This is a genomic window from Streptomyces sp. NPDC046197 (assembly GCF_040646295.1).
GTDB lineage: Bacteria > Actinomycetota > Actinomycetes > Streptomycetales > Streptomycetaceae > Streptomyces.
Genome location: NZ_JBEYZY010000019.1, coordinates 113100 through 134399, shown reverse-complemented (window position 1 = coordinate 134399; position 21300 = coordinate 113100). Strand labels below are relative to the sequence as shown.

Sequence of the window (21300 nt, the reverse complement as noted above, 5' to 3'; positions counted from 1 at the left end):
TCGGTAGCTCGAGGGCGGGTTGGAGCAGGGTCGATCGGCGCCTTGCCAGGTGTGCGCCGATGCGCTCCTCGTGCCGCCGTGCCACTGTGCTTTCGGGGGCGGGGGGTTGTCGACGGCTGCCCGGCCAAGGCCGGAGGGCGGCGTATTGTTCAGGTGCACAACGGCCGGTGCCCAAGGGTCGGAGGTGACATCGATGCCCGGACAGCCGACCGCGGCGCCCCTCGAACGGGTCATCGCCGCGATGGCCGCTCAGCAGCGGCATGTGGGCGGGCGGTTGCACACGGAGCTGGCGGACCACATCCCCTCCTACCGTGCGGTCCCGCGGGAACTCCTGGACGAGATCTGGCACCGGCACTTCCAGCGGGCTCTCGCGGTGGTGCGAGAGGGGACGGTGCCCGCGCCGGAGGACTTCGGCGAAGCCGATGTGGCCCGGGACCGGGTCGCCCGAGGGGTGCCCCTCAGCGACGGGCTCCGCGCCTTCCGCCGGGCGCTGAGCGCGATACGGGATCTGTTCATCGCCGAGGCGACCGAACGCGGGCTGGACCCCGGCTTCATCGTCGACCGCACCAAGTGCCTGTGGGAACTCGCGGACGTCGCGAGTCTGCAGATCGCCGCCGTCCACCGGCAGGCGGAGGTCGACTCCGCCCTGTTCGGTGCTCGCCGCCGCGCCGACTTCCTGCGTGGACTGCTCTACGGGACGCTGAGCGCGGCGGAGATCCACAGCGGTGCGGCGATCTACGGTCTGGACCCGTCGCGGCCGTACCGCGCCTTCAGAGCCGTCCCGAATGGAAACGTCGGTCCGGACGCGTTGGAACGCTCCCTGGAGTCCCACATGCGCAGGAGCGGGCGAGGCGCGGTGCTCACCGTGCTCACCGTGCTGGACGAGGCTGTCGCCGGAGTCGTCGAGGCAAGACCGGAGATCGGTGAGCTGGAGATGACGGCAGGGCTCGGCCCGTCGACAGACCTGGCCGCGGTGCACCGCTCCTTCCGTGCGGCCGGCAGGCTGCTGGAAGCCGCCCGCGCATACGGTCTGCGCGGCGTGTACGACCTCAGCGACCTGTCCTGGCGGGTGGCGGTCGTCGCCGAACCGGAAATCGCCGAGTTGCTGCTCGACCGGTATCTGCGCCCACTGGAGGCGGAGGGGGAGTTCGGTGCGCTCATCGAGGAGTCGGTGCGGGGATACCTGGAGGGGGGACGGCGCATCCGCGAAGTCGCCCGCAGCGCACACGTCCATGTGAACACCGTCCGCTACCGGCTGCGCCGTTTCGAGGAGCTGACCGGCACCAGCCTTGACGCACCGGACACCGCGGTGGAACTCAGCTGGGCCCTGGCGGCACGCGACTTGGGGGCGTGTCCACGAAGCCCGGCATGAGCGCCGCCGCGGCTGCCGTCATCCCTGGCGGACTACAGCGGCGGCACCGAGACCGCTTGTGCAGCCGACCGCCGCCGTGGTCATTCGGCTGCGGCGAGCAGCCGGGCCTCGCTCTCCTCGTACAGCCGCCGGTTCTCGCGGCTGTCGGCGGCACGGCGCCGGTGGTCCAGGCGGCTGCCCAGCCAGCCCGCCAGGTAACCGAACGGGACGGAGACCAGTCCGGTGGACTGCATGGGGAACAGGTGGAAGTCCGCATCCGGGAAGACGGCGGACGGCGTGCCCGAAACGGCCTTGGAGAAGACCATGAGCAGCAGCGCACAGGCCGCGCCGCCGTAGAGGGAAGCGAGCAGGCCGGTGCGCGTGAAGCCTCGCCAGAACAGGGAGTAGGTGAGCGCGGGTGCCACCGCCGATGCCCCTATGCAGATGGCCAGAGTGGTGAGCACGCCGACGTCCCAGTTCTCGACCAGGGTGGAGAGCCCGATCGCAACGGTTCCCACGGCCACGCTCGTCCACGCCGCCACCGTCATCTCCGTACGCGGCTCGGCCTGCCCCCGCCGCGCAGCATGGGCGAAGAGGTCGTGGGCGAGCGACGAGGCCGCGGCCAGGGTCATGCCCGCGACCGACGACAGCAGGGTGATGAACACCGTGCCCGCCACGGCCGAGTAGAGAATCGTCGCGCCGACCGAGGTGGGCGCTCCGCCGAGCACCTGCGACAGCATGAGCACCGATGTTCTGCCGTGGGGGTCGGCCGCGGTGATGTACCGCGAACCCACCAGCGCCGCCGCGCCCGTACCCATGATGATCACGAGCAGGCAGAACGTGGTGACCGTGCCGACCGCCCACGACATGGAGCGACGCACGGCCGGCGCGTCCTGCGCGGAGTACAGACGCATCGTGATGTGGGGCAAGCAGGCCACGCCCAGGACCACGGTGATCTGGAGACCGACGAAGTCCAGCCGCGCACTGGCCGAGGTGCCCAGTTGCAGGCCCTGCTGGAGGTAAGCGGGGCCCGCGCCGCTGCCGTTCTGGGCAGCCCTGAGGATGTCGCCGGGGCTCCAGTCGAAGCGGTTCAGCACGAGGGCGGCGACCACGACGCTGGTGCCGATCAGGAGCACGATCTTGATCATCTGAATGAGGGCGGTGCCTCTCATACCGCCGATCGCCGCATAAATGATCATCAGGCTGCCGACGATGACGATGCACGCCGTCCTGGCACCCGTCACGTGCGGGATGTTCAGGATGAAGGTGAGCAGCGACCCGGCCCCGGAGAGCTGGACGACCAGGAAGGGCAGGGTCGCCGAAAGCGTCACCACGCAGGCTGCGATACGCACGGCCCGTCCGGGCATGTTGCGGGCCAGGACGTCGCCCATGGTGAATTCGCCGGCGTTGCGCAGGGGCTCGGCCAGCAGGAACATCAACAGCACCAGAGACAGGGCGGTGCTGACCGCGAGGACGTAGCCGTCGTATCCGGCGAGCGCGATGATGCCGGTGGTGCTCAGCACCGTGGCTGCGGAGATGTAGTCGCCCGCGATCGCCAGGCCGTTCTTGAGCGGGGTGAGCGAGAGGTAGCCGGTGTAGAAGTTCGTCAGGTCGTCGCGGTCCGGCCCCGCCATCACGCACATCAGCAGCGTGACGGTGACCAGCGTGGTGAACAGGATCAGGACCGTTGCCTGGGTCCCGGAGCTGAAGCCGTTCATCTCGCCACTCCCGCGTTCCGGCCGGTGGTAACCGCCCGCTCCCTGACGGTGCGGGCCAACGGATCCACCGATCGTTGTGCACTGCGTCCGTACCAGAAGACCGCCGCGAAGGTGACCACGAGCTGGAGGACGCCCAGGGCCATTCCGAGGCTCAGCTCTCCGGCGACCTTGGTCCCCATGAGGCCCGGTGCATAGCAGGACAGCACGACATACACCACGAAGGAGCCGAGCGCGGCGAGCGTGGAGATCCGGCGGAGCAGGCGGTAGGCCGAGCGGAGGGCGGCGAGGTCGGTACTGCGCCGGTCAGTCTCCCACGCGTACGAATCGCCCCCGTTCCAAGGGACTTGGCCGTACGACTCGTCCCAGGCGGCTTGGCCGTACGACTCGTCCCAGGCGGCTTGGCCGTACGACTCGTCCCACGCGGCTCGGCCGTACGACTCGTACCGAGGGGCGTCGTGTCCGTACGACTGGGGGGCGGTGTGGGGCACCGGCCACCCCGCTGCTGACGGCGGGTACCGGTTCTCGTCGGCGTATGTCATTGCCTGGCCTTCCGCTACGGCTCGGATTGGTGCGGGTGAACGGGGGAGAACTTACGGCCGCGCACGATACCGACTGGTTGGAATGTCTGTAAGCCGACTGTGGGTTACGTTTCGGGGTCGGTGCGGGAGTCGCCACCCGCGGCTCCCGCAGCGCCGCCGGGCCGGCCGGAAGCCGGCGCGGAAGTCCAAGGCGTTGACGGACACGGCGAAGACGTCGTTGTTCCGCGGCGCGGACCAACGGGACGGCCGGGCAGCCGCTTCTCAGCGCTGCCCGGCCGTCCCGTCCGCCGATGCCGGCGTGTCCGGGGCTCAGTGCCCGGCGGATCCCTCGGGGCGCGCGTGGCGCGGCAGGAGGAACGCGAGCAGGAATGTCAGGGCGAGCATGCCGTCGACGATCCACAGCACCGTCTTCATGACGGAGCCGAAACCGCTCTGGAAGGCCGACGACGCGGTGGCCTTCAGCGCAGCGGGTATCCGGGCACCGGCCTGAGGTGAGGTCACGGCGGAGCGAGAGTCCTTCTCCAGGCGCGCGCAGGACGCCGGGGTCGCGGCAGGATCCTTGGCGACGGCGCGGTCCGAGGCGCACGTACGCAGGTCCGCCACGAGGCGCTCCTGAGCGGCGGGCGCGACGTGCGCGGCGGCCAGCTGCCCCCGCAGGCCGTCCGAGTGGTGGTCGACGGCGGTGGCGATCGCGCCGCTCAGCAGACCGAAGAACAAGGTGCCGAGGATGGCCACACCGAAGGCGCCGCCGAGCTGCTGCATCGCGGTCATCGTGCCGGACGCCGAGCCCGTCTCGTGCTGCTCGACACTGGCGAGCACGATGTCGAAGAACGGCGCCATGAGCAGGCCCATCCCGATGCCGGTGACGAGCAGGGCGGGCAGGAGCTGCCAGGGGCCGACGCCACTGCCCACCATCTCCAGGGTCAGCCACACGCCGAACACGCCGACGGCCATGACCAGTGCGCCCGCCTGCAGTACGGCCCGTCCGAACCGGGCGACACCCTGAGCGACACCGAAACCGACGATCATCCCGCCCGACCAGGGCACCATCACCAGGCCCGCCTTGAGCGGCGAATAGCCGAGGCCGATCTGGGTGTAGAGGTTGAAGACCAGCATGAACCCCTGCATGGTCGAGAAGAAGACCAGCCCGAGGGTCATGCCGCCGCTGAACCCACGCTTGCGGAACAGGCTGGGGACGACCAGCGGGTCCCGGCCGGCCTTGCTGCGGCGCGACTCGTACGTGCCGAAGGCGACGAGGACGACCACCGAGGCGGCCATCATCAGGAACGTCCACACGGGCCAGTCGTACTCACGGCCCTGAACCAGCGGGAAGATGATGAGCAGCGCGGCCAGCGAGACCAGGAGCATGCCGGGGACGTCCAGGCGCGGCTTGTCGCCGGAACGCCCCCTCGGCAGGTAGCGCAGGGCACCGAGGAAGGCCGCGGCACCCAGCGGCAGGTTGATCAGGAAGATCATCCGCCAGCCGGTGCCGAAGTAGTCGGCGTCCACGAGCCAGCCCGCCAGGATCGGACCGCACACCGCCGACAGTCCCATGACCGGGCCGAACATGCCGAAGGCCTTCTGCGACTCCTTCGGCGGGAACATCTCCTTGATCATGCCGAGGCCCTGCGGCAGCATCACCGCGCCGAACAGCCCCTGCACGACGCGTGCGGCGATCAGTATCCCGGGCGAGACGGACACCGCGCACAGCAGCGAACCCAGGGTGAAGCCGGCGGCGCCCACCAGGAACATCCGGCGGCGCCCGTGAATGTCCCCGAGCCGCCCTCCGGCGACGAGCCCGACGGCCATCGAGAGGGTGTACGCGGCGGCGAGCCACTGCAGAGTGGAGGCGCCACCACCGAGGTCGGCCCGCATGGAGGGGCCGGCGATGTTCGTGACGACGGCGTCGAGGAGATCCATCACCTCGGCCGCGAGGATCACGAAGAGCGCAGCCCAGCGCCACCGGTAGGGCGCTGGCGAGTCAGTGGGCGCCTCGGCGGGCGCGACACCGGTGGTGGACATCGGACTCCTCGCAAGAGCGCCGCGCCGCGGTGAGGCCCGCGGGCGCGGTGGGACGGATGGATGTGACTGCCCGGCTCGGTACGGCTCCGGGGAGACGACCGGCCGGACGCGCCGGAGAACACTGTTCACCGTAGCAGAACAGTGCTCACCAGGAGAACGGCGTTCATTACGATATAGCGCAATCTCGGGGGAGCGGACAAGATATATCGTGTTCCGAAGCGTGCGGATGCCGCCCACTGGAGGAGAACACTGTTCTCCCGGCGCCTAGACTGCCCTCATGACCGACGCGGCCGCCGGCACCTCCGCAACCCCTCCGCCGTCCCCCTGGGAGCGCGAGCGCTCCGCTCGCACGCATGTCGCCCCGGCCCGAGCGCCACTGTCACGTGAACGGGTTGTCGAGGCCGCCTTCACCGTCCTGGACCGCCAGGGGCTCGACGGGCTTTCGATGCGCCAAGTGGCGGCCGAACTGGGGGTCGCGGTCTCCGCCCTTTACGCCCACGTCAGTTCCAAGGACGACCTCCTGGAGTTGATGTACACCCGGCTCTTCGACGGCTTCGAGATGCCCGAACCCGACCCGGGGCGGTGGCGGGAGCAGGTGCGGGACTACGCCCGTACCGGAAGGCAACGCCTGTTGTCCCACCGGGACATGGCCAGGATCTCCATGGCCCATGTCCCCTTCACGGCCGAACTGCTGCCGCACGTCGAGGCGTTGCTCGCCGTCTTCCGTACCGCCGGGCTGCCCGACCGCATCGCGGCGGAGGCCGGTGACCTCATCTCCACCTACATCGACGGGTTCGTCCTGGAGGAGGGCATGTGGCAGGACCGGGCCGCCCGGCACGGCGGTGACGGTTCCTCCCTGGCCCGCCCCGACTGGCACGAGATGGCCGACGAAATGCAGAACTACTTCGCGTCCCTGCCCGCAGAGGACTTTCCCCACCTGCGGGCCCTGGCGGGACTGATGGTGACGGACTCCTCCGACGAGAGGTTCGACATCGGTCTGGAGATCATCCTGCGCGGCCTCGCGAGCTACCTGCCGGACTCTGCGGTCGGTCAGAGACCGGGATCGTAGTCGGTGACCATGGCCGTGGCGCGGGCGAGTTGTTCCTCGGGCAGGGGGCAGGAGCGTCGCGTCTTCCTGTCGAGGTGGACGCCGGTCAACACGGTGACCGCCACCGTGTCCCCTGTCTCGGCGTTCTCCATCCGGTGGCAGAAGCGGATCACTTTGCTCCGCGCCTCGAGCAGCGCGGAACGGATCACCACCACGTCCCCGGCCAGCACCTCCTGCCGGTACGAGATGCGCTGATCCACGGCGACCATGCCGCGGTCGTGGCTCCTCAGGTAGCCGGGGGTGAGGCCGATGCGTGAGAAGAGGTGCCAGGTGGCCTCGTCGAACTTTCCGACGTACCACATGACGTTCATGTGCCCCATGTGGTCGCAGTGCCACGGGTAGACCGTGCCTTGGTACGTCACATCCATGCCGGTGACCAGCCCTTTCGTCCCTTCGCTCGCCCCCGTTGCCGGTGTGGCGAGCCTGGTGCCCCGCCGGGTGGGCGGCAGGGCTCGCAAGGACAGGTTAGTTAACGTTAACTCGCATACCCCCGTGATCCGTGTCACCTCGATCGAAGGTTCCGGTGCGGCTGATCCCGCGCGTTGCCGGGGCGCAGGTCAGCCGAGGTACCCGCCCGTGAGTGCGAGGACGGCCGAGCCGTCGTGGTCGGCGAGCTTGGTGCCGGTGAAGTCGCGCGCCCACTCGGAGGTCTGCAGCCGGAACGGCGGCCGCTCCGTGGTGAGTGCCTCGACGACGGTGGCCGCGGCCTGCTCAGGGGTCTGTGCGGAGTTGGCGAACTGACCAAGGGTCCGCTCGACATAGCCCTGGAGCGGCTCGGCGTAGTCGCCCGCGGCCGCGATCACCTTCGTCACGTCGAGGCCGATGTTGTCGACGAAATCCGTGGCCACGGCGCCGGGCTCGACCACGGACACAGTCACTCCCAGCCTGGCGGCGACCGGGGCGAGGCTCTCCATGAAGCCCTCGACCGCGAACTTGGCCGCGCAGTAGGCCTCGTTGAAGGGCTGGCCGATGACGCCGCCGACCGAGGTGACGGTGATCAGCCGTCCGCCCGCGGCCCGCAGGTGTGGCATGGCCGCCTTGGTGGTCTGTACGACGCCGAAGAAGTTGACCTCCATCACCCGGCGTACGTCCTCCACCGTCTCGTTCTCGATCGTGCCGACATGGCCCGCGCCTGCGTTGTTGATCAGTGCGTCGAGCCGGCCGTGGTCGGCGACCACGCCCTCGATCGCGGCGGTCACGGACGCCGGGTCGGTGACGTCGAGTCGGCGCACGTCCAGCGGGACCCCGGCCCGGTCGGCGGCGGCGCGCAGTGCACCGGCCCGGTCCGGGTCGCGCAGGGTGGCGACGGTGGTCCACCCGGCGCGGGCGGCTGCGACGGCGGTTTCCAGGCCGATACCGGAGGAGGTGCCGGTGATCAGGGCGACTTTGGAGGACATGACTGCCTTTCCGAGGGGGAGTGGGCACGGTGGGGACCCGGGCGGTGCTCGGCCGGGTGTTCGTCAAAATAGTTATGGAGGACCACCATAATTGTCAACCATGGTGGTGCGCAGGCAGTTGGTTTAGACTGCGCGCATGAACACCCCGGACCAGCTCACCGCCGATGTGGTCGCTCTCTTCGCGAAGATCACCGCGCTCTACAGCCGCGAGTACGAGACCGCCTCTGCGCACCACGGCCTCACACCGCAGCAGGTCAAGGTGTTGCTCGCGCTGGACGAGGCGCTTCCGATGCGGAGGATCGCCGAGCGCCTGGGCGCGGATCCTTCCAATCTGACCGGGATGGTGGACCGGCTGCAGAGCCGTGGCCTGGTCGAGCGTGTTCCGGACCCGACCGACCGGCGGATCAAGCGCATCGCCGCCACTGAGGCCGGCCGGGCGGCCGCACAGGACCTGCGCGGGCGCCTCCGTTTCGCGACCGACCCGCTGGCCGGCCTGGACGTGGACCAGCGACGTGACCTGCGGGATCTTCTTCAGCGGATGGTTGATTCCTCCGCCGGGTGATGCCTCGACGGCCTGAGGGTTCGACGGCTGAGGCCTGCTCGACGGCCGGAGGCTTGGCCCACCGCTGGGCCCGCCCGGACGCCGGTGAGGCCGGTGCCGGGCGGGGGCAGTTCGCGGTGGCGGAAGTGGTCTGCTTCGGGTCAGGCGTGGTCCACGAGCTCTCCCTTGCCCCGCTGCCGGGCGCAGTGCGCACAGCAGAAGAACTGCCCGTCCGCCTGGAGGCCGTGGCCGAGGATGCGGCATTCGCAGTTGTCGCACCTCGGCGCCATCAACTGGGCGGCGCACTCGATGCTGTCGAAGGTGTGGACCGCTCCCGCGGCATGTACTTCGAAGGACATCTCGTAGTCGTTGCCGCAGACCTCACACACGGCCATGGATACTCACTCCCTTGTCGCTGCCCGGGCGGGGCCGGTCCCCGTACCGGCGTCTGCCGGCGTCCTTGGACGGTAGCCACAGGAATCCGTGGCCCCCGGGCGGCGCGCTGACCCGCGCCCACGAGTGCCACGCAGGAATCACTCCGCCGGGCGCGGCGGCCGGGATCACTGACCGGGCGGCACCGATGGCCATGCTTGCTGGGCAACCCGGCGGGGCCCGGGCTGGTTGAGCTGCGCGGTGAGGAGATGGGCATCGAGCAGCGCGATGTCCGCGGTGCGGCCGGCCCGCGCATAGCCGGCCAGCATGCGTTTGGTCAGCGTGAGGGCTTCGGGCGAGCGCCGGACGAGTGGCTTGACCCAGGCGTCGACGGTGCTGTCCAGTTCGTCGACGGGCGCGACCTTGTGCAGCAGGCCGAGCCGGTGGGCGGTGGACGCGTCGAAGGTGTCGCAGGTGAGCATCAGCTCGCGGATTCTGGCGGCTCCGGCCTCGGCGACCAGACGGCCCATGGCACCACCCCACGCGGGAGCCAGACCGAGGCCCACCTCCGGCATGCGGAACCGGCAGGTGTCCGCCCCCGCACGCAGGTCGCAGAACGAGGCCAGCGCGAGGCCGGCCCCGATGACCTTGCCGTGGAGCCTGGCAATGGTGACCGCATGCGTCTTCTCCAGGGCGTCGCACACGCGGTACGCCCGGTCCGCGATGCGGCGCAGGGCGGCGCCGGACGGGTCGTCCGACAGGGCCGCCCGGTACTCGTCGCGATCGGCGCCGAGGCAGAAGTCGTCGCCGAGCGCCGACAGGACCAGAACCCGGATGTCGGCCCGCTCATGGAGGCTGTCGAGAAGGGAGATGAGATCGTCCAGGACCGTGGCGGTCAGCGTGCTGTCCTGTGCCTGCGGGTTCAGCCGGACCCGCAGGACCGGCCCGTCCTGGTCGACGCACACCGTCTTGTGGGGGAAGGTGCCGAGGGTGTTGATCATTTCGGTCATGTGTGAGCGACGTCCAAGGTCAGCAGTCGTCTGAAGGCGACACGCGGCGCCCACGACGGGCGGCGCACGAGGGTCAGGCGGGGGAAGCGCCTGACCAGGTGGTGCAGAAGGGTCTGAGCCTCCAGGCGGGCCAGGGGCGCGCCGAGGCAGTAGTGAACGCCTCCGCTGAAGGCGAGGTGCGCCGGCTTGCGGTGCACGTTGAACAACTCGGGATCCTCGTGCTTGGCCGGATCGCGGTGGGCCGCCCCCACCATGAGATGGACCATTTCGTCCTTGTGGATCTCGACACCGCCCAGCAGGCAGTCTCTGGAGGAGACACGGCTGATCACGTGCGTGGGCGGGTCGTAGCGCAGCGACTCCTCGACGGCGGACGGCACCAGATCGTGGTGGACGGTGAGCCGGCGCCATTGCCTGGGGTGTTCCAGGAGCAGCAGCGTCATGGTCGACAGCAGTGTGGACGTGGTCTCCAAGGCCGCCAGCAGGACGAACAACGCCAGGAAGTAGACGGCTTCATCCGCCTTGTCACGATCGCTTTCCATGGCGTCCCACGCCGTGATCCAGCGCGACACCGGATCCTCGCCCGGACGGGCGCGTCGGTGACGCACCAAGTCCGTGAAGTAGACGCGCAGTTCCGCCGTGGCCGCGTCGGACTTCGCCAGTTGGCTGGCGGAGGGCAGCAGTTCCTGCGTGAAGACCTGGTCGTGGGTCAGCTCGCGCAGACGGGGGAAGTCGGCGGTGGGCAGCCCGAGCCAGTGCCCGATGGTGGCGATGGGCAGCTCCTCGCTCACCAAGGCGTTGAAGTCCGCCTCGCCCTCGCGCAGTTGCTCGGCGAGGGAATCGAGGAGGCTGCTCGTGATACGGGTGATCGTCCCACGCAGTTGCTGCAACTCGGCGCGGTCGAACATACCCGCCGTTCGGCGCACCCAGGTGTGTTCCGGGGGGTTGAGTCCGGGTAACGTCCTGCTCATCTCGCGGGCGGAGGGCGCTGTCCAGCGCGTGCCGTCTCCCTGCTGCTCCCGCCAGCGCGCGTCGGGTTCCAGCCAGTCCCGACTGCGCAGCACCCGGTCGCACAGATCGAAGTCCGTGACGATGTGACCTCCCCAGGGAGCTGCGACGACCCCGCCCCCCGACCGAAGCTCGGCGTAGATCGGAAAGGGGTTGGCCTGGCCCTTTGCCGTCCGCAGACGCGAGAAGAGCGAGACGGCGAAACGTCTGTCGGGGGGCGGAGTTATCGCAATCTCCACGGCGGCTGGCTCCTTCTTGATCTCTGCGTCAGCCGCCATGCATACCCCTACGGTGACTGATGCATACAAGATGACTCATTGAGCCGAGAGTTGCCTACGTCACTCTCCTCTGGTCCATGCCAGGAATCGGCTGAACAGGCCCGCCTTGGGCCTGGACGGGGCGGCCGGTGCGGCGGGCCTCGGCGCGGGCGTGACGGCCGGGCGGGGCGAGGACGCGGTTGCCTGGGGCGTCTGTGTCTTTGTGGGCGCCGGTGCCACAGCCCGGGGAGTGAACCGGACCGGGAGCGCCACCAGGGAACGGCTCCACGGAGCCGGAATCCAGCTCAGGTCCTTGAACGGCACGCGGACTTCGATGTCCGGCAGCCGGTTGAGGAGCGACTCGACGGCGGTCACCGCGATGAGGAACGCCGGGTCCTTGGCGGGACAGGCGTGCGGACCGGCCCCGAAGGCCAGATGGGCCTTGGCGCTGAGCTGCTCGCGGTGTTCGGCCAGCCTGGGATCGGTGTTGGCCGCGGCGAAGGAGATCAGGACCGGGTCGTTCGCCCTGACCACCCGGCCTGCCAACTCCACATCGTGGGCGGGGTAGTGGGCGGCGTAGTTGGCGATCGGCGCGTAGTTCCACAGGACCTGGGTGACGGCGTCCTCGACCGGCAGGCCGGTCTGCCAGTCCTCGCTCAGTATGAGGGCGCTGCCGGTGCCGATGGTCGCCGACAGTGGTGCGGTGCCGCCGGAGAGCAGAGTGACGAGCTGGTGCAGCACCTCCTCGTCGTTCAGTTGCGCGGAGTGCTCCATCAGACGGGTCGTCAGGTCCGCTCCCGGCCGACGCCGTTTCAGGTCGATCAACTCGGCGAGCGCTTCGCCCAGCACCTGGTCGGCGCCGGGGGTGCCGTCGAAGATGCCGCTGATTCCGACGATGACACGGTCGCCGATCTCGGCCGGGCAGCCGAACAGGTCGTTGAAGACCAGGAGCGGCAGCGGCTGGGCGTAGTCCGCCATCAACTCGGCCTGACCGAGCCGTTCGGAGCTGAACCGGCTGATCAGGTAGTCGGCGGACTGCTGGGTCTGCCGCACCAGCTGAAGTTCGTTGACGGTGGCCAGGGAGTCCGTGACCGCCTGGCGCAGTCGGGCGTGTGCCGCGCCGTCGCTGAACAGCGCGTTGGGCCGGTATCCCATCATGGGCAGGGCCGGGCTGTCCTCGGGGACGCGTCCTTCGTTCAGCGCGTTCCAGCGCCGCGAGTCCCTGACGAACGAGGCCGGATTCTGCAGGATGTACAGGGCGGCGTCATAGCTGGTGACCAGTTCGACCTGCACCTCGGGGGCGATGTCGACCGGTGCACTCGGGCCCAGGGCGCGCAGCTGTTCGTAGTGGGCGTCGGGATCGGAGCCGAACTGGGGGCCGTAGAGGGGGAAGTTGCCGTGCGCGGGGCAGCCGGGCGGTGGCCCTTGTACGCCGGGACGCTGCTGCATGTGGGGGTGGCTCCTAGTCGAGAAGGGACAACAGGTGGTGCACGAGCGTGATGAGAGCCTGCGCCGCCGACTGCTGGTCACGTACGTCGCAGGCGACGACGGGTGTCTGCGCGGACAGGTTCAGCGCCTCGCGGATCTCCGCGAGCGGGTAGTTGGTCGTGTCGTCGAAGTGGTTGACGCCGATGGCGTACGTCAGGCCGAACCGCTCGACCAGGTCCAGGATCGCGAAGGACTCCGACAGCCGCTCGGGGTCGACGAGGACCAGGGCGCCCAGCGCGCCCCGGGACAGCTCCTCCCACATCTCCTTGAAGCGCTCCTGACCGGGCGTGCCGAAGAGGTACAGCACCACCTCGTCGCTGATGGTCAGGCGGCCGAAGTCCATGGCGACCGTCGTGGTGGTCTTGTTGGGAGTTCCCGACAGGTCGTCGAATCCCTCACTGGCTTCGGTGATCTCCTCTTCGGTCCGCAGGGGCTCGATCTCGGAGATGCTGCCGATGCAGGTGGTCTTCCCGACCCCGAAGTGCCCCACCACAAGGATCTTCACCGCGGTGAGGACACCTGAATCCAGGTACACGAATCACGCTCCGAATCGGGCTTTGAGGCCATCGAGTACGGCGTTGAGGAGTTCTCGATCGACACGCTCGGCGCGGGGAACGGGCTTCCTCGCGATGACCAGACCGCTGTCCTCCATCTGCGCCAGGAGAATCCGGACGACCCCCAGCGGGAGGTGCGTGTGGGCGGCCACTTCGGCGACGGACAGAAAGCCGTCCATCACCAGTTCCAGAACCTGGCGTGCCTCGGGGGAAAGCATGCGGGCCGAAGTGGAGGCACCCTCTTGCGCGGACACAAGGGTGGTGCGCTCGTAGGCATTGTCCGGGGGCAGGGCGTGCCCGTTCGTGATCACGAAGAGAGGGACTAATGCGGAGGTCAGCTCAAGACCCTCCTCCGGCTCGTCGTTCACGCGTTGCTCACCTGCCCACGTGATGCCACATATGCGCTCAGCCGGGGTACCACCTGATGCAGCCGGGTGGTGAACTCCTCGATGTCGGCGTCGTGTTCGGCGGCCGCGGCCAGGAAGGCACCGTGGCCCGCCGAGATCAGAAAGATCCACCCGTGCTGGAACTCGATGACCGTCTGCCTCCACTCCGCGTCCTGCCGCACGCCGGCGAACTGGGAGGTGGCGCGGCTGTACGCGTGAATCCCCGTCATCGCCGCAGAGATCGTGTCCGCGAGGTCCTGGCTCATTCCGGCGGTGGCACCCCGGGGCAGACCGTCGGAGCCCAGCAGCACGGCGTGCCGGGCGCCACGCACCTCGCCGACCACGCCGTCGAGGTCGACGATCGGGATCCCGGTGCCGCCCCGCACCTCGTCCTGGCCCTGGGGCCCGTCAGGCCGCCCTTGCGGGGACTCCGTGTTCACCCTGGGGGGCGAGGTGAGGTTGTTGCCGAGCCTGGCGACGAGCCGGTGCATGCGGAAGGAGATCTGCTGCATGTCGACGTCGGGAGCCGCGGCAGCCGCCAGGTACGCTCCCTGCCCGGCTCCGATCAGGAAGATCCAGCCGTGGGAGAACTCGATGATCGTCTGATTCCACTGCCTGTCTTCCCCCGGCCCGGCGAAGTGCGAGGTCGCCCGGCTGAGTGACTGCATGCCCGCCATCGCGGCGGAGATGGTCCGCACGTCCTTCGTGGCCATGCCGTCGGTCGCTCCGCGGGGAAGGCCGTCCGCGGACAGCAGGACGGCGTGCCGTGCCTTCGGCACGTTGACCACGATGTCCTCAAGCATCCACGACAGGTCTGTGGTCATGCGTCATCGGACCCTTCGGACGGCGCGGAGGCGAGGTTCCGGCCGGAGAGCGTGCCGCGCTGGAAGGCTCCCAGACTCCGGCCGGCGGCGCGGCCGTTTTCCTCCGACGCCGCGGCGGGCGGTGCCGTGGTGTTCCGGTCGGGGACGCTGGCGATGGGGACCTGGCGTGCTCCTCGCCTCGGCAGGCCGTGCGCGGTGCGCGAGACGGACTCCGGCCGACCCGTGGTGCCGCGGATGCTGCTGACCGGGGAGGCGTCGGCCGGTGCCGCCTCCTCCTCGGTCCAGAGGTCGTCGGGCAGCAGGACGACCGCTCGAACGCCGCCGTAGCGGGAGACACCGGTGACGTCCACCCGGAATCCGTACTGCTGGGCGAGCAGGCCGATGACGGGGAAACCGAACTTGGGCTGGTTCCCCAGGTGTGACAGCCGAGGGCGGTAGTCGCCCGAGAGCAGAGCGGACGCCCTGAGCCGTTCCTCGTCGTTCATGCCGACGCCTGCGTCGTCGATGACGATGCACAGGTTCTTCTGCACCCGCTGGAAGGTCACCTCGATGGGCGAACCCTGCTGAGAGAAACTGGCGGCGTTGTCCAGGAGTTCGGCGACGGCGAGAGCGACGGGAGAAACCGCGGAAGCCTTCAACGCAAAACCGGTCTGCTGCATGATTTCGACGCGACGGAAGTTGCGAATCTGTCCCTGAGCGCTGCGCACCACATCGTAGACGCTTGCGGGTTTGTTTCGGCGGCCCAGCGGCGCGCCGCACATGACGGCAATTCCCTGCGCCTTGCGCGCCATTTGCGCGTTGGCGTGACTGACTTCCAGCAGATCACCCAGAACGGAGTGACCACCGTACTTCCGCTGAATCTCCTCGAGGAGTGCCAACTGTTCCGCGGCGAGGCTCTGCAGAAAGCGTGCGGATCCCTTGAGAACGGCCTTGGTGCTGTCCTCCGCCGCTTCTTCGGCCTCCTGGATGGTCTTTGCGTGCTCGGCCCTGTGCTGCTGCAACTCTGCTCGTAAGACGAGGAGTTGACTGTCGGCCTCGCTCAACTTCTGCGTGAGGGTGGCCTCGACCTGGCGCTTCTTCGCCGCTATGGCCTTGTTGCGACGACCGAGCACCAGGGTCGCGACAATGGCGATCGCCGCCGCGGCAACCAGGCACCACACAAGTGCGTCTCGAATCATGGAAACCTTTCCTGGCGTGTAGCCTGCAGCAGTTGACGGATGTACTTTCCGAAATCCGTGACGCAACCGCTCGGGACGACTCGGCCGCCGTTGCGTGGAGAAGGGGTCGACTTCAATGCAGCGCCTGAGCCGAGTGGACCAAGGTCGCAGACGCCGGGATGTTATCACTGACTTAGGGGAACCTCCGCAGCGCTGAGACACAGCGACGGATCCCGTTCGCCAGTTGGTGGGGTCCCGTTGTGCGGCCGTACAGGTTCCAATGACGGACCGGTGGTCGGTGCCTGTTCGCCCGGCAGAAGGTATTGCTCGTGCGCGGTCATCACCATCCGCGCGGTCAGTTGTGAGTGTTTGAGACGTCTGTCCAACTCCGTGCCGGACTCGTTGCCCTTTGTCGGCCTCACGCCTTTGCGGGCATACGTCTTTGACGGGCCGTGAGGGAGGCCGACCGGGTGTCGGCGGACGGGCGGTCCGGTGATGGCCTGTCCGTTCACGGTGAACGGCCGGACGTTCGGCGTGCAGCCGTGCATCCCCTTGATGGATCTGCTGCATCATCACCGGCGTCGGGCTGCCCGCACCGGGGCCCCTCGTGGCCGTGCCCGAGGAAGTGCCCGACCTCGTGATTGATGATCAGTCCCGGTAGGAGCCGACGTCCTTGGCGTAGACCGGAGTTGCCAACTGTCCGGAGGGCGGTGCCGTCTTCACCGTGGAGATCCCGTTGCTGCGGGAGGGCACGTTTCCGGAAACACCGGACGGGGGCGGACAGGGCTGCGCCCGCCGCCCCGAGCCCGGCTCCGAGCTTCAGCGGCGACGGCGCGGTCCTCGGGACGGCCCTGCCGGCCCTTCGCCGAGGGCCTTACCGCGTGGGAGCGGCATCAGGTCGCGCGGGCGAGCGCTACACGGGGACCGGCGCAGAGTGCCTGGGGTACTAGGCAGAGTGCCCGGGGTACTGGGGGTGTCGCAGGACAGGGGACGCCACCCGAGCCGGCGGCCGAAGGGTGGGTTTCGGCCGCCGGGACGCGGTCTACGGCGTGGTGCACACCGTCTGGGTGCCGTCCGTGATGCACGCCCGGACGGACTCGCCCGTGGTCGCGGCCAGGACCCGCCCGTCGGCGACCTTGCGGTACTCACCGCCCGGTGCCTTGTCCTCCAGCCAGACCGTCGCGCCGCCGGTCGTCTCGGCCCAGGCGTAGAAATCGCTCACCGACCACTTCGGCAGGCCGCCGTACAGCGAGACCTGGGCGCCGGAAGCCAGCTTCGCGGTCTTCCAGACGGCGGGGCCCACCCGCCAGGCGGTCACCGAGGCCGGGGTGAGGCCCGTGCAGGGCTGGGCGGCGCAGGGAGCCGGGGTGCCCTCGATGTCCGTCTGGTACGTGTTGTCGCCCTGCTGGGTCGCGAACGCCCACGTCTTGGCGTCGTTCACCAAACCGGCGATCCGCGTGTCGCCCGGCGCGAGCGGGTCGAACCCGACCATGGGCGTGGTGCCGGACGCCGTCAGTGCGGTGCCGGGGATGGGTACCGGGCGCTGCGGGCGGCTGTCCGGGCCCTCGGCCTCGTGGGTCATCAGCTGGGCGCTGACGCCCGCGCGCGGCGGGAGTTCGGCCTTGCCCCAGTAGTAGACGTGCGTCGGGTCCCAGGCCGGACGGCCCTGGTAGATCTGCAACCGGCCGCCCTGGTAGATGTTCGCGTCCTCGATCACCAGGGGCCCACCGTTCGGCATCCACTCGGTCACCGTCGCCGGGTCGACGCCCTTGCACGGGAGGGTGGCGCACGGGGCCTGCGTGGGCTCGGTCGTGTCGCCCTCCTGCGTGCACCGGGTGTTCGTGCCGTCCGTGACACAGGCACGGACGTTGCTCACCGCGAAGCCGAGGGTGGAACCGTCGGTGGTCCGGGTCGCCCTCGGGTCGGTGATGCGGGTGTACACGTCACCCCAGCGACCGGCGCCCTGCCACTGCTCCAGCCAGACCTTGCCACCCGCGGAAAGGTTCCCGGCCTCGGCCCAGTTGAACTGCGGCGACCGGTCCCACCGCGGCTGGGCCGTCACCTGCTGCACCCACGCGCCCGACGGCAGGGTCACCTTGCGGTAGTCCGGACGCGAGACGTACGCCCACTTCGACAGGTCCTGCGCGGCCGGGTCGACGACCTTGCACACCGGATCGCACGGCGAGACGTCGTCGACCCGGGTCACCTTCTCCGAAGTCCCGCCCACGCAGGCGGTCTTGATCCCGTCCGAGAGGCAACCGGCAGCGAACTCGCCCGCGTTGTGCGGCGCCTTCACGAACATGCCGGTGGTTCCGGCGGTGGACCGGTACGCCCGGGGGTGCTCGGCGACGCGGTAGGCGAAGGCGCTCTCGAACACGTTGTAGTGGTACGACATCCAGAACTTGCCGGGGCTGCTGCCGAACTTGCCCTCCACCCAGGCGTACTCGGTGCCGGAGTCCCAGGAGGGCTTGCCCGCCATCAGCTTGACCTGTGCGCCGGAGGGGAGGGTGGTCTGGTTCACCACCCGCGGCGCGGAGGCCCACGAGGTCACCGCCGACGGGTCGGCGCCATCACACGGGAGCGCAGTACAGGGCGGTGTACCCGCCGCCTGCGCGGGACCGGCGGCGCTCAGACCGGTGAGCGCCGCCAGCATCACGGTTCCCAGGCCCAAGACCGCGAGCCGTCTTCGTAACGGACCCCACATGGGTGCTCCCTCTGTCCTGACCCCCGGACGGACGAGCGGGCCGGGCACCCGGGGGGAGTGGGAGCGCGCCGGCCCGGGCCGGCGCACGCACCGGCCCGGGACATTCCACTCCGAAAGCCTCTTGACCTCCTCTTGACCTGGTCTCCCGCCGCGCAGGCAGGTGGCGACCCGCTAGCGGGCGCCGAAGTCCTGGGTCCAGAAACTGTTGGGCTGGGCCAGACCCACGCCGATCTCCTTGAACGAGCAGTTGAGGATGTTGGCCCGGTGGCCGGGGCTGGCCATCCAGGCCGCCATCACCTGCTCGGGAGTGGCGTAGCCGTAGGCGACGTTCTCGCCGTACGTGCTCCAGCTGTAGCCGGCGCGCGTGATCCGGTCGCCGGGGGAGGAGCCGTCGGATCCGGTGTGCGACATGTTCTGGTGGGCCGCCATGTCCTCGCTGTGTGCCTGCGCGGATTTGGTCAGCGCCGCGTTCAGGGTCAGGGCCGGGCAGCCGACCCTGGCGCGCTCGGCGTTGACGAGCTGCACGATGCGGGCGGTGGTCCCGGACGCGGTGGCGGTGGCCTTCGGGGTGCTCGGTGCCGCGGGGGTCGCGGAGGCGGTGGCCTTCGGGGCGCCGGAGGACACCGTGGTCCTGGGCTTGGCAGGCGTGACCCTGGGCTGCGGAGCGGTGACCGCGGGCTTGGGGGGTGCGGGCTTCGCAGTGTGCGACGGCGCGGCGGTGCTGGGCTTCGGCGCGGCGGGCTGCAGAGTGCTCGCGGAAACGGTCGGGACCGGGGAAGCGGGCCGGACGGCCTTGTGGCGGTTCCAGTGGCGGTCCCAGTCGCCGTTCCAGCGGCGATTCCAGGCGGCGTCGTTCCACGGACTGGGGGCGGTGATCTTCTGGACAGCGGTGACCTGATGTGTTCCGTCGGTCGGCCATTCGGAACAGGCCATGGCGACGGACGGAACGCCCACGGCGCCCATGGCGACAGCCACCACGACTGTCCGCCGGTAATGCGCCTTCTTACGATGCTTTCCCATGCGTGACCTCACTCGGTAGTCGCGCCGAGCGCCCTTGGCGGCTGACTCGGCGCAGACTCCGCTCCTGACCTGCGGAGACGTCCTGCGGGTCGTCATTCTTGGGAAGACTTCACAGAGAGTGCAAAGGGCCCGCGTACTACCTTGCTTCGTAGATTCGAGCGGCCCTTGCGAAGAGAGTGCGGGCGTGCTGGTGCGGCGGCTGCCGCCCATGCCGAATTCTGTCGCCCCGTCAGATGGCCCTTGAAGCCGAAGAAACGGACCAAAATGCCGAGCGGGGGGAATACCGTCCAGGCCGCCTCGATATGCACCTACGCCAAGCCGGACAAATCCCATATGTCCCCAAGGGGAAACCTACTATCCGGCATGGTTGGTCCTTCGAGTCCATGTGACTGATGTCACGGAATCATGCCTTCCGGTTCTGCTCCCTGCAGGGACTTCCTCATGAAACGGTGCGCCGGCGGTCATGACCGTGAGGCGGAAATGCCGCCGCGCCGGTACGGCGGGTCGTCGGCGAGCGGGTGCCTCCGCACCTGTTTCGGAGCACCCCCTCCGAACCGGGCCCGCCCGACCGGGGGCGAGCCGCGGGGCGGGCCGCATACGAAGCTTTTGCCATTCCGCGCGGAGGTCCACTCCGCCCGCGACCAGCGCCTCGTCGTCCTGGCCCGCCGAACTTCCTGCCGGTCACGGCAAGTTCACCGCACCGTCCTTCTCAGCCTTCTACGCGCGTGGTGTCATGCACGCGCTCAGCAACCTCTCCCCGGGTGTCAACTCGACTAGGAGTCACGCATGCTGTGGAAGGTCCTCGGCCGCGCAGGTGTCGCCCTTGCGGCCGGCGCCGCCGTACTCACCACCGCTGTCCCGGCGAACGCGGCCGACTACTCCGCGTTCGCCTTCTCGCAGAGCGGCAGCCAGCCCGCCCTCTACGACTTCATCAACTCGGCCACCACCTCGCTCGACATGACCATGTACGAGCTGGAGGACACCACCGCCGTCAACGACCTCATAGCCCTGAAGCACAAGGGCGTCACCGTGCGGGTCATCCTGGACCGCCAGCACCAGACGGCCAACAGGTCGGCGTACGACGCCCTCAAGGCTGCGGGTGTGGGAGTCGTATGGTCGCCGACCGCCTTCGTCTACACCCACCAGAAGACCATCACGGTGGACGACGTCAAGTCGCTGATCATGACCGGCAACCTCACCTCCCAGTACTACACGACCAGTCGTGACTACGGCGTCTTCGACGACGACAGCCGCGACGTCGCCTCGATCGAGAAGGTCTTCGGTGCCGACTACGCCGGCACCTCGATCACCCCGACCGACGGCGACCACCTGCTCTGGTCCCCGACCGATTCCCGCACCCGCCTGCTGTCCCTGATCAACGGCGCCACCGCCAAGCTCGACCTGGAGGAGCTGGAGCTCAGCGACAGCACGGTGGTCAACGCCGTCGTGGCGCGGGCGAGGGCGGGCGTGGCAGTGCGGGTGGTGCTGGAGAGCCCGTCCAGTTACTCCAGCCAGGTGTCCGCGATCAAGGCGGCGGGCGGCAAGGTCGTCGGCTACTCCGACCCCAACGGGTTCTACATCCACGCCAAGGCGATGGTCGCCGACTACGGCCTGTCCACCCAGGAGGTGGAGGCGGGTTCGATGAACATCAGCAGCAACTCGCTGAACAACAACCGGGAACTGGGCCTCATCCTCACCGGCACCGGGGTGGCCGAGCCCGTGGCCACCACCATCGAGACCACCTTCAACAGCGACTACGCGGGCGGCACTCCCGCGTGATCCAGGACCACCGGTGGTCCCCTCCAGATGCCCGCGGCAGCCGCCTGCCGCGGGCATCGGTGTCCCGC

The 21300-nt window shown here is 69.2% G+C and carries 19 protein-coding genes and 1 pseudogene; 4 read left to right on the top strand and 16 right to left on the bottom strand.

What is annotated here, in order from left to right:
* The first annotated feature begins 193 nt into the window (after positions 1-193).
* Positions 194-1372: a helix-turn-helix domain-containing protein gene (locus tag AB0A61_RS25675; protein WP_361296587.1), complete on the top strand. Its 1179-nt coding sequence runs from the start codon at positions 194-196 to the stop codon at positions 1370-1372.
* An 80-nt stretch (positions 1373-1452) separates the two neighbouring features.
* On the opposite strand, the gene AB0A61_RS25670 is transcribed toward AB0A61_RS25675, so the two are convergent.
* The 3 genes from AB0A61_RS25670 to AB0A61_RS25660 all read right to left on the bottom strand — a co-directional run bounded on the left by AB0A61_RS25670 (position 1453) and on the right by AB0A61_RS25660 (position 5630).
* Entirely contained in the window at positions 1453-3069 is a 1617-nt protein-coding gene (locus tag AB0A61_RS25670) for a cation acetate symporter (RefSeq protein WP_361296584.1), read from the bottom strand.
* Positions 3066-3557 (bottom strand): DUF485 domain-containing protein, encoded by a 492-nt coding sequence (locus AB0A61_RS25665; RefSeq protein WP_361296581.1) that lies wholly within the window; start codon positions 3555-3557, stop codon positions 3066-3068. The genes AB0A61_RS25670 and AB0A61_RS25665 overlap by 4 nt, the downstream gene beginning before the upstream one ends.
* A 360-nt stretch (positions 3558-3917) precedes the next feature.
* Complete coding sequence (locus AB0A61_RS25660; protein WP_361296578.1) at positions 3918-5630, bottom strand: MFS transporter; 1713 nt, start codon at positions 5628-5630, stop codon at positions 3918-3920.
* Positions 5631-5907: 277 nt separating this feature from the next.
* Between AB0A61_RS25660 and AB0A61_RS25655 the strand changes: the two genes are divergently transcribed.
* A complete protein-coding gene (locus AB0A61_RS25655; protein ID WP_361296575.1) occupies positions 5908-6699 on the top strand; it encodes a TetR/AcrR family transcriptional regulator in 792 nt (263 codons plus the stop codon).
* Here the strand turns inward: AB0A61_RS25655 and AB0A61_RS25650 are convergent.
* Both AB0A61_RS25650 and AB0A61_RS25645 read right to left on the bottom strand, forming a co-directional pair.
* On the bottom strand, positions 6681-7106 hold the full coding sequence (locus tag AB0A61_RS25650) for a thioesterase family protein (RefSeq protein ID WP_361296572.1): 426 nt from the start codon (positions 7104-7106) through the stop codon (positions 6681-6683). The genes AB0A61_RS25655 and AB0A61_RS25650 overlap by 19 nt on opposite strands.
* A gap of 189 nt (positions 7107-7295) precedes the next feature.
* On the bottom strand, positions 7296-8135 hold the full coding sequence (locus AB0A61_RS25645; RefSeq protein WP_361296569.1) for an SDR family oxidoreductase: 840 nt from the start codon (positions 8133-8135) through the stop codon (positions 7296-7298).
* Positions 8136-8271: 136 nt separating this feature from the next.
* Between AB0A61_RS25645 and AB0A61_RS25640 the strand changes: the two genes are divergently transcribed.
* Positions 8272-8697 (top strand): MarR family transcriptional regulator, encoded by a 426-nt coding sequence (locus AB0A61_RS25640; protein ID WP_361296566.1) that lies wholly within the window; start codon positions 8272-8274, stop codon positions 8695-8697.
* A gap of 140 nt (positions 8698-8837) precedes the next feature.
* Here AB0A61_RS25640 and AB0A61_RS25635 read toward each other — a convergent pair whose 3' ends face one another.
* The 11 genes and pseudogenes from AB0A61_RS25635 to AB0A61_RS25585 all read right to left on the bottom strand — a co-directional run bounded on the left by AB0A61_RS25635 (position 8838) and on the right by AB0A61_RS25585 (position 19453).
* Positions 8838-9071 (bottom strand): hypothetical protein, encoded by a 234-nt coding sequence (locus AB0A61_RS25635; protein ID WP_361296563.1) that lies wholly within the window; start codon positions 9069-9071, stop codon positions 8838-8840.
* Positions 9072-9236: 165 nt separating this feature from the next.
* On the bottom strand, positions 9237-10058 hold the full coding sequence (locus AB0A61_RS25630) for an enoyl-CoA hydratase/isomerase family protein (protein ID WP_361296560.1): 822 nt from the start codon (positions 10056-10058) through the stop codon (positions 9237-9239).
* Positions 10055-11302 (bottom strand): cytochrome P450, encoded by a 1248-nt coding sequence (locus tag AB0A61_RS25625; RefSeq protein WP_361296557.1) that lies wholly within the window; start codon positions 11300-11302, stop codon positions 10055-10057. The genes AB0A61_RS25630 and AB0A61_RS25625 overlap by 4 nt, the downstream gene beginning before the upstream one ends.
* A gap of 99 nt (positions 11303-11401) precedes the next feature.
* On the bottom strand, positions 11402-12769 hold the full coding sequence (locus AB0A61_RS25620) for a cytochrome P450 (protein ID WP_361296554.1): 1368 nt from the start codon (positions 12767-12769) through the stop codon (positions 11402-11404).
* A gap of 13 nt (positions 12770-12782) precedes the next feature.
* Positions 12783-13343 (bottom strand): ATP/GTP-binding protein, encoded by a 561-nt coding sequence (locus AB0A61_RS25615; RefSeq protein ID WP_361296551.1) that lies wholly within the window; start codon positions 13341-13343, stop codon positions 12783-12785.
* Between the two features lie 3 nt (positions 13344-13346).
* Positions 13347-13730: a DUF742 domain-containing protein gene (locus AB0A61_RS25610; RefSeq protein WP_361296547.1), complete on the bottom strand. Its 384-nt coding sequence runs from the start codon at positions 13728-13730 to the stop codon at positions 13347-13349.
* Complete coding sequence (locus tag AB0A61_RS25605) at positions 13727-14572, bottom strand: roadblock/LC7 domain-containing protein (protein WP_361296544.1); 846 nt, start codon at positions 14570-14572, stop codon at positions 13727-13729. Before AB0A61_RS25605 ends, AB0A61_RS25610 begins: the two co-directional genes overlap by 4 nt.
* Entirely contained in the window at positions 14569-15750 is a 1182-nt protein-coding gene (locus AB0A61_RS25600) for an ATP-binding protein (RefSeq protein WP_361296541.1), read from the bottom strand. Before AB0A61_RS25600 ends, AB0A61_RS25605 begins: the two co-directional genes overlap by 4 nt.
* A gap of 458 nt (positions 15751-16208) precedes the next feature.
* Positions 16209-16425: pseudogene (locus AB0A61_RS25595) on the bottom strand (DUF3152 domain-containing protein); the annotation flags it as partial.
* Between the two features lie 346 nt (positions 16426-16771).
* Entirely contained in the window at positions 16772-18400 is a 1629-nt protein-coding gene (locus AB0A61_RS25590) for a hypothetical protein (RefSeq protein WP_361296539.1), read from the bottom strand.
* 204 nt (positions 18401-18604) lie between these two features.
* The gene (locus AB0A61_RS25585) at positions 18605-19453 is read right to left on the bottom strand and encodes a CAP domain-containing protein (protein ID WP_361296536.1); all 849 of its coding nucleotides are present in this window, start codon (positions 19451-19453) and stop codon (positions 18605-18607) included.
* A 786-nt stretch (positions 19454-20239) separates the two neighbouring features.
* Here AB0A61_RS25585 and AB0A61_RS25580 point away from each other — a divergent pair.
* The gene (locus AB0A61_RS25580) at positions 20240-21232 is read left to right on the top strand and encodes a phospholipase D-like domain-containing protein (protein ID WP_361296533.1); all 993 of its coding nucleotides are present in this window, start codon (positions 20240-20242) and stop codon (positions 21230-21232) included.
* Positions 21233-21300: the final 68 nt, after the last annotated feature.

Bases quoted from the DNA above. Each gene is read 5' to 3' on its own strand.
- AB0A61_RS25605 (WP_361296544.1), bottom strand. From the start codon at position 14,572: ATGACCACAGACCTGTCGTGGATGCTTGAGGACATCGTGGTCAACGTG.
- AB0A61_RS25630 (WP_361296560.1), bottom strand. From the start codon at position 10,058: ATGACCGAAATGATCAACACCCTCGGCACCTTCCCCCACAAGACGGTG.
- AB0A61_RS25580 (WP_361296533.1), top strand. From the start codon at position 20,240: ATGCTGTGGAAGGTCCTCGGCCGCGCAGGTGTCGCCCTTGCGGCCGGC.
- AB0A61_RS25640 (WP_361296566.1), top strand. From the start codon at position 8,272: ATGAACACCCCGGACCAGCTCACCGCCGATGTGGTCGCTCTCTTCGCG.
- AB0A61_RS25635 (WP_361296563.1), bottom strand. From the start codon at position 9,071: ATGGCCGTGTGTGAGGTCTGCGGCAACGACTACGAGATGTCCTTCGAA.
- AB0A61_RS25620 (WP_361296554.1), bottom strand. From the start codon at position 12,769: ATGCAGCAGCGTCCCGGCGTACAAGGGCCACCGCCCGGCTGCCCCGCG.
- AB0A61_RS25675 (WP_361296587.1), top strand. From the start codon at position 194: ATGCCCGGACAGCCGACCGCGGCGCCCCTCGAACGGGTCATCGCCGCG.
- AB0A61_RS25645 (WP_361296569.1), bottom strand. From the start codon at position 8,135: ATGTCCTCCAAAGTCGCCCTGATCACCGGCACCTCCTCCGGTATCGGC.
- AB0A61_RS25670 (WP_361296584.1), bottom strand. From the start codon at position 3,069: ATGAACGGCTTCAGCTCCGGGACCCAGGCAACGGTCCTGATCCTGTTC.
- AB0A61_RS25585 (WP_361296536.1), bottom strand. From the start codon at position 19,453: ATGGGAAAGCATCGTAAGAAGGCGCATTACCGGCGGACAGTCGTGGTG.
- AB0A61_RS25655 (WP_361296575.1), top strand. From the start codon at position 5,908: ATGACCGACGCGGCCGCCGGCACCTCCGCAACCCCTCCGCCGTCCCCC.
- AB0A61_RS25650 (WP_361296572.1), bottom strand. From the start codon at position 7,106: ATGGATGTGACGTACCAAGGCACGGTCTACCCGTGGCACTGCGACCAC.
- AB0A61_RS25600 (WP_361296541.1), bottom strand. From the start codon at position 15,750: ATGATTCGAGACGCACTTGTGTGGTGCCTGGTTGCCGCGGCGGCGATC.
- AB0A61_RS25660 (WP_361296578.1), bottom strand. From the start codon at position 5,630: ATGTCCACCACCGGTGTCGCGCCCGCCGAGGCGCCCACTGACTCGCCA.